The sequence below is a fragment of the Pontibacterium sp. genome (genome assembly GCF_041587635.1).
Classification (GTDB): Bacteria; Pseudomonadota; Gammaproteobacteria; order Pseudomonadales; family Balneatricaceae; genus Pontibacterium.
This window is the reverse complement of the sequence record NZ_JBFGYC010000116.1, coordinates 1-8735: the sequence shown is the minus strand read 5'-3', so window position 1 is coordinate 8735 and position 8735 is coordinate 1. Positions and strand designations below refer to the sequence as shown.

Here is an 8735-nt window from a genome sequence, read left to right as displayed (position 1 = left end):
TTGGGTGTCTTACCCTGATATGGTGAAAGTGGCTGACGGCGTCCCTGTGATTGTGACAACAACGCAAGAACAGCGCTTCAAAATGACACCTGAGCAGCTGGAAGCAGCGATCACCGACAAAACACGTCTGGTCGTTCTGAACAGCCCGTCCAACCCAACCGGTGTGGCTTACACACACGCGGAACTGGTTGCATTGGCGGACATACTGAAAAAGTATCCGAATGTTCTGGTCGCAACCGATGACATGTACGAACACATCCGCTTTACTGATGAACCGTTCTGCAACATCCTGATGGCATGCCCTGAGCTATACGACCGTACCATCGTATTGAATGGTGTATCTAAAGCGTACTCCATGACCGGCTGGCGTATCGGTTATGCGGCGGGTCCGCAGAAACTGATCGGCGCGATGAAGAAAATTCAGTCTCAGAGCACCTCTAACCCGACCTCAATTGCACAAGTTGCAGCGCAGGCCGCACTGGAAGGTTCTCAGGATTGTGTTGCAGAGATGGTAAAAGCCTTCTCTGAACGTCACGACTACGTGATCAAAACGCTGAACGAAATTGACGGTGTTGATTGCATCCCAGCTGACGGCACATTCTACGCGTTCCCAAGTTTCCAGCAGGTTATCGACAACGATGATCGCTTTGAAGACGACATTGCCCTGGCCGAGTTCCTGTTGAACGAAGCAGGTGTTGCACTGGTACCGGGCTCAGCCTTCGGTGCTCCGGGTAACATGCGTTTGTCTTTTGCGACCAGCCTGGACATTCTGGAAGACGCACTGACTCGCATCAAGAACGCACTGGCAGCTTAATCCCCTGCTCGCGATAAAAAATACCCGCTTCGGCGGGTATTTTTTTGTCTGAATAAACCATTCCCACTCCTGAATCCTGGTGTATTAAGTCATTGAATTAATCAAAGGTGACACTGATCAAGCCTTTATAAGACCACCAATATCCCAGAAATGCTGCATCAACAGGTAGTGGGCTATACTTTGTGTACTTTCGTAAGGATGAAACCAACTAGCAACAGACACTGGAGGTGAGGGATGAAACGTCTGGTATTCCTCGCGCCAACACTGGAGCAGGCGCAACACGTGGTTGAAGACCTTCGTAAGATGGGTATCGAAGATGAAAAGATGCATGTGGTCGCTAAAGACCATCAAATGCTGAAAGATGCCCATATTCATGAAGCGACTGAGCTGGAAACGTCAGAACTGGAAACAGATATGGACTGGGGTATGGTCGGTGGTGGAACCATCGGTGTTATCGCAGGTCTGGCCGTTCTGGGGAGTGCCCCTTTCGGATTAGTACTGGGCGGTGGCACATTACTCACCCTCAGTTTACTGGGGATTGGCTTCGGGGGGTGGATGGGAAAAATGATTGGTGAAGGCACACCCAATGCACTGATTGAAAAATACGAACATGCATTGGATGACGGCCAGATCGTCATGATGATTGATGTACCAGCAGAACGACTGCCGGAATTCCATCATATGATCCGAGGACATTGTCCAAAAGCACTGATCGAATCCGTTCATATTTTCCACGATGATCCGTTAGCTGCGTAAACAACCACAGCATCAGGCTGTCTAACTGATTTGCATAAAATCACACCGGAAATATCTTTCCGAATAAAAAAGGGCCACTTCAGAACGTGGCCCTTTTTAACATCTAAAAATATGATATCAGCGCGCCAGCCCAGACGGAATGCTGATTCGCATCTGGTGCATTCGAAAACGTAAAAAATCCACCTGCGGATGGTATTGCTGGATATGCTGAATATCCCGTTCAGCAGCACCTTTCACCTGTACCACCACGGCGGTGACACCCGCTTCGAGAATACGCTGATCCGCTGTATCCAGATTTAGCTCACCGGCATAGGTAAACCGTCCGGGATAAACCCGAAAACGAATATCGAGGGGGACTGATGATTCACGCGTGGTTAGCCACCGTCGAAGCTGCCAGCCAGTAATACGATAATCCCCTGCAGGCAGTTCAACGAACGTCAGGTTGCCCTGTACACTGTTATAGTCACTGTGAATCGTTCCATCCTGATCGGCTTTCATCTCCAACAGCCCCGTCACGTCACCATCGATCTGCTCGTAACGATAGGCTACCTGCCAGGGATCCCCCCCCGACTTAGTCAACGCAAGTACAGCCACACCCACATCTCGCTGAGTAGAAGCCGATAATTCAGGGGTGATATTGCCTGTTGAACAGCCGACCACTGCGACCGCAGCGAACGCCAAGCAGATCAACCTTATCAGCATAAACACCCCTCCCTCTCCGTGAATTAACGTCCATAACCTTAGCCGAAATTGGGGTTTGGGAACATGGCTTTTAACGTGATGCTAATGATGACTCGATAAGCCTTCACAAGGGCACTCGGGCGACATCATCATACTTTCCTGCCATTCGCCGATCTGTTCCAGCACCCAGATAGGGTCATCATGGGTCAGGTCGTGACCCGCCGTTGGATGCAGGTGCAGTGGCGTGTCGAACACCGTTGCTATCCTGGAAGAGCATGCAGGAGAGACCAACCGATCACCTGCCCCAGCCAATACCAGCGCGTTATGGACAAGCGGATTGCCGGTTGCAGGCAGATGATATCGGGCAGCCGCCAGAAGTTGATGAATAAAATTGCGACGCAGGACCGGACACTCACCTTGATATCGTAACCACTGGCTGAGTATCGACTCCTGATCATCACGTACATTACAGGTCAGCTTGTAGATCAGTTCTTCTCGGTTTTCCGCCGAGGTTAAAAATGCTCTCACCATACTAAGCCAGACCTGCCAGCGTACACGTTGCCAGATCGGATTAAGCTCAGCCAGACTGCTGTTGATCAACACCAAACCAGCGACTTCCTCGGGGTAACGCAGGGCCCAGTCAATCGCAACCATGCCCCCCATCGACAAGCCTAAAACGTAGACCCCTCCCCTGCTCTCATGCTGGGCACGGACAGCATCTGTAATACGAGAGACCTGCGCCGGACTGGCTTGCTCGTGTAAAAGCCCGTTTCCAGGCAAATCGATACATTGAATATCGCTGTGGGGCAGTGTCTGAGCCAGCAGTTCTGTAAAACCACCCCAGTGGCGACACTCACGAGTTAGCCCCCGTAGTAATACCCAACGTCCCAGCGTTTGATTAACCATACCAATCCTTGATCGCATTGATCTGGAAACGCGACTGCTGCTTACCTGTAGGCAACCAAGCAGAAGATGACCGTACCGCGCGCATCAGAAATTCGAGCAGCAGATGATGACGTCGCATAGCGCGCTGATGACGATGAGGTACCAAGGGGTTAAACAGGCCGCTAAACGAGATCAGCTGGCGTGGATTCTTCTTCACCCAAAGCCACGACCCGATCTCCAGCGTCAGCGGCAAAAAGATGTGGCCCGGCCGCTCCAATGACCGTAGATAGAGAAAATCCCAGAGATCTCCGTGACAGATATAGTGATCGAACTGCGGCTCCATCAGGTAGTCGTGATGAGGGTGGGTTTCGTCGAGTAGCTGGCTCAATGCCGCCAACTCCGCCAGATGTTCCAGCGGTTCTGTCGAGCCCGCGTAGGGAAACCAAAGTCGATCTCGAACACCAAAACCGGAATGCACATCCAGCACCAGGCTAAAAACTGCAGGAAACAACTGTTGCTCCACCAATGCGCAGAGTGCCTTCGCTTCAGGCTGCATTGGCTCCCCCTCCACTCCACGAAACCATGGCAGATGGTGACTGATACGCTGTCCCCCCACCATCCACGCAGGATCATCCCGCGCATCAAGCGGTGCATTTCGCATCAGATCAACGCCGTTACCATTACTGCGCCAACCATGCGCCATCCCCACCGGATTCATCAGCGGTAAGAAAACCAATCTCAGGTGTTTTAACTCTTCCTGCAATCCCGTATCCCACTGCAGGCGTCGACATAGATTCTCTAAGAACACCAGCAGGATCTGGCTTCCGATACGCTCAACACCATGTACACCACCCACCAGAGCGATCACCGGCGCTTCCGCCGCCCTGCTGCCCAATGTGAGCGCGTACACCGGCAAAACCTGATTTTCGCTTACCACCTGAGTGACAACATCAACCCGTAGATGCTGTGCATGAGCCGACACCAGCTGTTCCAACCGAAACAACTCCGGCAGATAACGACGGCAATAACCGAAGTAGCTTTGCGGCTCAACATCAGACCCTACGGCCCTGTCATCAACCTGCGTATTCATCTGACTCACCTGAAACATTCAAGAAGCAGAAGCGAAGGAACCTGACTACAGTTTAGCCAAGTCTCATCCAATTAAGGTGAACTATTGACAGCCATGAAAGCAAAATACAATAATGCTATTGATAATCGCTATTATTTAGATTTAAAGAAATGATACAGATAGATATTGACGACTTCCCGGTACTGGAGTCCAGTGTTCGCAACGGCGATTACCCCGACCTCCCCTGCGTACTGGAACGTTATCTGATACTCAGCGATGCACGTGCGGCAAATCATCCGTCAGAAGCTGCGAAACACAATATTCATATGCGCGCTTATATGACGCTGCTGAATACCCTCTGTGATACCTATGTGTCCGAACATTGGCGTGCACTCTGCCTGGATCAAATTCATAAGCCTCTTTTTGCAATAGAACGGCTTGCACGTACTCAAACAGATAAGGCGCGAGTCAGACGGCTCTATAACGAGCTGTCGATCCTCAGCCATTACTTCCTGTAACTCACGACGACCAAAACGTACAAGGAAACATTATGAGTAGCACAAGAATTGAACGGGACAGCATGGGCGAACTGGAAGTGCCCATCGATGCGCTTTACGGTGCTCAGACTCAACGTGCCGTAAATAACTTCCCAGTCAGCGGTCAAACCATGCCTGAGGCGTTTATTCGTGCTCTGATTTTAGTGAAGTCCGCCGCTGCCATCAGCAACAGTCAGCTGGAATGTCTGACTCAGGATCAGGCCGATGCCATCATCAGCGTTTGCTCCGAGCTACTGGAACGTGATGACCTGATGCAGCACTTCCCGGTCGACGTATACCAGACGGGCTCCGGTACCAGCTCCAATATGAATGCCAACGAAGTGATTGCTACCCTCGCCAGCGAAAAACTCGGACAACCGATCAGCGCCAATGATCATGTGAACTTTGGTCAGAGCAGCAACGATGTTATCCCCAGTACCGTGCATATCAGCGCAGCATTGCAATTGAATAACACACTCCTGCCTGCCCTGCGCCATCTGCTAACAACAATCGAAGCCAAAGCGGAGACCCTGAAAGGATACTGCAAAACAGGCCGCACCCATCTGATGGACGCAATGCCGATACGTATGGATCAGTCTTTGCTGAGCTGGTCAGCACAAGTCCGTCAGAACATTCAACATCTAGAGGCCCTGCAACCCGCTATACAGACGCTGGCACAAGGCGGCACCGCTGTTGGCACAGGCATCAACGCCCACCCGAATTTTGCCCGCGTATTTAATAAAAATCTCAGTGGGTTGACGGGCGTAACCTTCACCGCTGGGGACAACTTCTTTGCTCTGATCGGCTCACAAGACACGGCTGTGGCACTGTCCGGACAACTAAAAGCGACGGCAGTATCTGTGATGAAGATCGCAAATGACCTGCGTTGGATGAACTCCGGACCATTGGCGGGTCTTGGCGAGATCTCATTGGAAGCGCTGCAGCCGGGCTCCTCAATCATGCCGGGTAAAGTAAATCCAGTGATTCCAGAAGCGGCTGCGATGGCTGCTGCACAGGTCATGGGCAATGACGCCGCCATCACCATTGGCGGTCAGTCCGGAAATTTCGAACTGAATGTCATGCTCCCAATGATTGCCTACAACCTACTCAACAGCATTGAGCTACTGGCTAACAGCACCACCCTGTTAGCAGATAAAGCTATTGCCAGCTTCACGGTGAACGAAGACAAGCTGAACGAAGCCTTGCACCAGAATCCGATTCTGGTCACCGCGTTAAATCCGATTATTGGTTATCTGAAAGCCGCAGAGATCGCGAAACAAGCCTACAAAGAGAAACGTGCAGTTATCGATGTAGCAGAAGAACACACAGATATCCCACGCGAAGAACTGGCTCGGTTACTTGATCCCGCCAAACTGACCGAAGGCGGACTCTGATGTAGTGACGTTATTCATAGCGCCTTTTGAATAGCTTTAGATACAGCGCTAAACGCTGTGACAGATCAGAGTTCGCGACCAGAATCCCCACCGCAACGATGGAAAATCCCAGCCAATCCATCAGCGTGGGGATCTCATCAAACATCGGCCAGGCCATTAACGCTGCAACCACAGGCACGCCGTAGAACACACTCGCCACCTGTGTCGCCTGAGTGTTACGTAGCATAATATAAAGCACACTCAACGCCCCAATCGACACCCCCACGCCCATCCAAAACACCGCTAAAGCCAAGTCTGTATGCCAGACAATATCTCCGGTCTCAAACATCCATCCGAGTATCAACAACAGAGGCAGGGTCGCCAACACCTGAATGGCGCCGCCACTAAATAGATTCATCTGCGCACAGTGTTTTTTCTGCACGAGTTGCCCCGCAGCTAAACCGACCAAAGAAACCAACGCCCAGCTCAAATTGGTGAGAGTGATACCTTCAACCGCTAATCCATCAGCCACCACCAGCGCCACACCTAAGACACCAATCACTAAACCCACCCAGCGCTGGCGACTGACCTGCTCACCCAGAAAAGGGCCTGCTAATACGGCAACCAACAGGGGCTGTAAAGCGATGATCAACGCCGAAACGGCAGGTTTCATACCCAACCAAAGCGCATAGAAGACACCAGCAGAGAACACGCCTTGCATCAACAAACCACTGAGCAGCAACCAGCCCCAGCGTCTTGGCCATACTGCATCCATCAGAAACGCTGCCGCCACTAGCAGCACACCTGCTAACGCAAAACGCATTGCCAGAAAGGTAAAAGGCTCGCTGTAGAGCAACCCGAGTTTGGCCCCAACAAAGCCGGAGCCGTAAATCACGACAAAAATCAGTGGCAGGCTCAGTGCCTGAATCGACTTGTGTTGCATAGTACACCTCTCAAGTTTGTATCTTTATATTTATGTACATACCAGTAGGTACAGTCATTTGGTAATAAAAAACGCACTCACCCCGGTGCGTCTCGACATCGTTCATAGACCTTACCCACCGCTTATTGAGCAAGCGACTGGGCTATAGCAGCGGCTTATCCTGCCAAACGCTGAGTATTTAACAGCGTTATAAAGCCGTCTGTTGCGTCATTCACCGCCTCACCGTCCTGCATTGCACGGCCATAGACAAAGCCCCCCTGCAATGCGCTGATCGCCAACGTTGCCAATTGTTCAGGAGATAAGGCATCTGACAACAGACTCTCTGTCTGTGCCTGTTGAAATAGCTGGGTTAATTTTCCATGCTGCTCACCAAAGAAACGTTTCAGTGGCGCATTCAACAAGGGATCTTCCAGCGATGGATCCTGGACGATACGTCCGATACGACACCCTTTGGACGCATCACGGGTCTGGCACATGTACGCAGTAACCGCAGCCAAGGGATCGGAATGCTTAGCAACCAGATAATCAAATTCTTCAGACAACTCATCCGCACGCGAATCCATCGCCGCAATCGCTAACTCTTTTTTACCTTTAAAATGATGGTAAAAACTGCCCTTCCCTGCTCCTGAACGTTCTAATACTAAGTTTGGACTGGTCGCATCATAACCACGCTCCCACAATAATTGCTTCATGGTCTCTACCAACAGCTCACGGGTTTTGGCCATAACGAACTCCAACAGAACAGACGACAAAAACATACTAGTAGGTACAGCACTAAGTTACAACTTGAATTTGGCCGTATTCAGACAAAAAAATACCCACAACTAGGCGGGTATTTTTTAAACAGCGTCGTCAATCAGTTCATCAGCATGCGGTACAGCTTGTCTTTCAGATTTACACGCTTGAGCTTGTACTCTTCTTCCGTCTGAGTGGTTACTGGCTCAATTTCCGTTTCCATGCGTTCCACGTCTTTGGTCAGGTCATGGTATTCATTAAACAGGCGAGCGAAGTGCGCGTCGGTCATTTTTTTCTCGTGGATGCGCTCACGCAGCTCAGGAAATTCATGTACCAGATCGTGGTGTTCGATGCTCATTCAGGTTCCCCTTTCAGTCCTAGTTCTTGTTCCTTGAGTTCAGTTTCCTCCTCCCCTGAAGCGGCGACATTGACCCGTATCAACGATTGCACCAGCAGGGAAAAAACGCTGTTACCGACCAAAAAGCCTCTCCAAACTGAGTGGCCGATAACAACAGGAAAACCTCAAATCCAGCCCTGGAAAGGAGATAAAAAACCGATTAACTTGCGCGGGTAAAAAAGCCCTCCAACTCGGGAATGCAGGAGCCACAGTTGGTTCCACACTGAAGCTTTTCACCTAACTCTACGGCCGAGCCACACCCCGACTTAATCGCTTTGTCGATAGCCGTGGTACCCACCTGATAACAGCTGCAGATGATCGTACCCTGATCTTCCACCTCGACGTTGGTGGCACTGAGTAGGTATTGGTACTGCTGTGCTTCCAGTGTCTCTTGTACAAACAACTGATCAATCCAGTCCGCCGAGGGGAAGTTGTTAAACGGCGTGATCAATAGCACCCAGTTCAGTTTTCCGTTTATAAACCCGGCAGCACGAAACGAACGTTTGGCCGGGTCTTCAATCCAAAGATCCGGCTCACCCAGATGCT

Annotated in this window: 11 protein-coding genes; 4 read left to right on the top strand and 7 right to left on the bottom strand. The window is 50.9% G+C overall.

Translation table 11 applies throughout. The features are described 5' to 3' along the window. On the top strand, positions 1-814 hold an 814-nt coding region (locus tag ABYW01_RS08050; RefSeq protein WP_372831961.1), incomplete at its 5' end, for a pyridoxal phosphate-dependent aminotransferase. 234 nt (positions 815-1048) lie between these two features. Then, the gene (locus ABYW01_RS08045; RefSeq protein ID WP_372831960.1) at positions 1049-1570 is read left to right on the top strand and encodes a hypothetical protein; all 522 of its coding nucleotides are present in this window, start codon (positions 1049-1051) and stop codon (positions 1568-1570) included. A 117-nt stretch (positions 1571-1687) separates the two neighbouring features. Here ABYW01_RS08045 and ABYW01_RS08040 read toward each other — a convergent pair whose 3' ends face one another. The 3 genes from ABYW01_RS08040 to ABYW01_RS08030 form a co-directional block, all read right to left on the bottom strand. Beyond that, positions 1688-2272 carry a hypothetical protein gene (locus tag ABYW01_RS08040; protein ID WP_372831959.1) on the bottom strand — a complete coding sequence of 195 codons (585 nt, stop codon included), beginning with the start codon at positions 2270-2272 and terminating at the stop codon, positions 1688-1690. Positions 2273-2353: 81 nt separating this feature from the next. After that, complete coding sequence (locus ABYW01_RS08035) at positions 2354-3157, bottom strand: alpha/beta fold hydrolase (protein WP_372831957.1); 804 nt, start codon at positions 3155-3157, stop codon at positions 2354-2356. Next, a complete protein-coding gene (locus ABYW01_RS08030; RefSeq protein ID WP_372831956.1) occupies positions 3150-4226 on the bottom strand; it encodes a DUF2817 domain-containing protein in 1077 nt (358 codons plus the stop codon). Before ABYW01_RS08030 ends, ABYW01_RS08035 begins: the two co-directional genes overlap by 8 nt. Before the next feature lie 149 nt (positions 4227-4375). Between ABYW01_RS08030 and ABYW01_RS08025 the strand changes: the two genes are divergently transcribed. Both ABYW01_RS08025 and ABYW01_RS08020 read left to right on the top strand, forming a co-directional pair. Then, a complete protein-coding gene (locus tag ABYW01_RS08025) occupies positions 4376-4723 on the top strand; it encodes a hypothetical protein (RefSeq protein ID WP_372831955.1) in 348 nt (115 codons plus the stop codon). Positions 4724-4755: 32 nt separating this feature from the next. Further along, on the top strand, positions 4756-6135 hold the full coding sequence (locus ABYW01_RS08020) for a class II fumarate hydratase (RefSeq protein WP_372831954.1): 1380 nt from the start codon (positions 4756-4758) through the stop codon (positions 6133-6135). Between the two features lie 10 nt (positions 6136-6145). On the opposite strand, the gene ABYW01_RS08015 is transcribed toward ABYW01_RS08020, so the two are convergent. The 4 genes from ABYW01_RS08015 to ABYW01_RS08000 all read right to left on the bottom strand — a co-directional run. Continuing rightward, positions 6146-7057 (bottom strand): DMT family transporter, encoded by a 912-nt coding sequence (locus tag ABYW01_RS08015; RefSeq protein WP_372831953.1) that lies wholly within the window; start codon positions 7055-7057, stop codon positions 6146-6148. 155 nt (positions 7058-7212) lie between these two features. Continuing rightward, positions 7213-7782 (bottom strand): TetR/AcrR family transcriptional regulator, encoded by a 570-nt coding sequence (locus ABYW01_RS08010; RefSeq protein ID WP_372831952.1) that lies wholly within the window; start codon positions 7780-7782, stop codon positions 7213-7215. A 131-nt stretch (positions 7783-7913) separates the two neighbouring features. Beyond that, a complete protein-coding gene (locus ABYW01_RS08005; RefSeq protein WP_193953593.1) occupies positions 7914-8150 on the bottom strand; it encodes a YdcH family protein in 237 nt (78 codons plus the stop codon). 199 nt (positions 8151-8349) lie between these two features. Beyond that, the coding region (locus tag ABYW01_RS08000) for a bacterioferritin-associated ferredoxin (RefSeq protein WP_372831950.1) at positions 8350-8735 on the bottom strand (386 nt) is incomplete at its 5' end.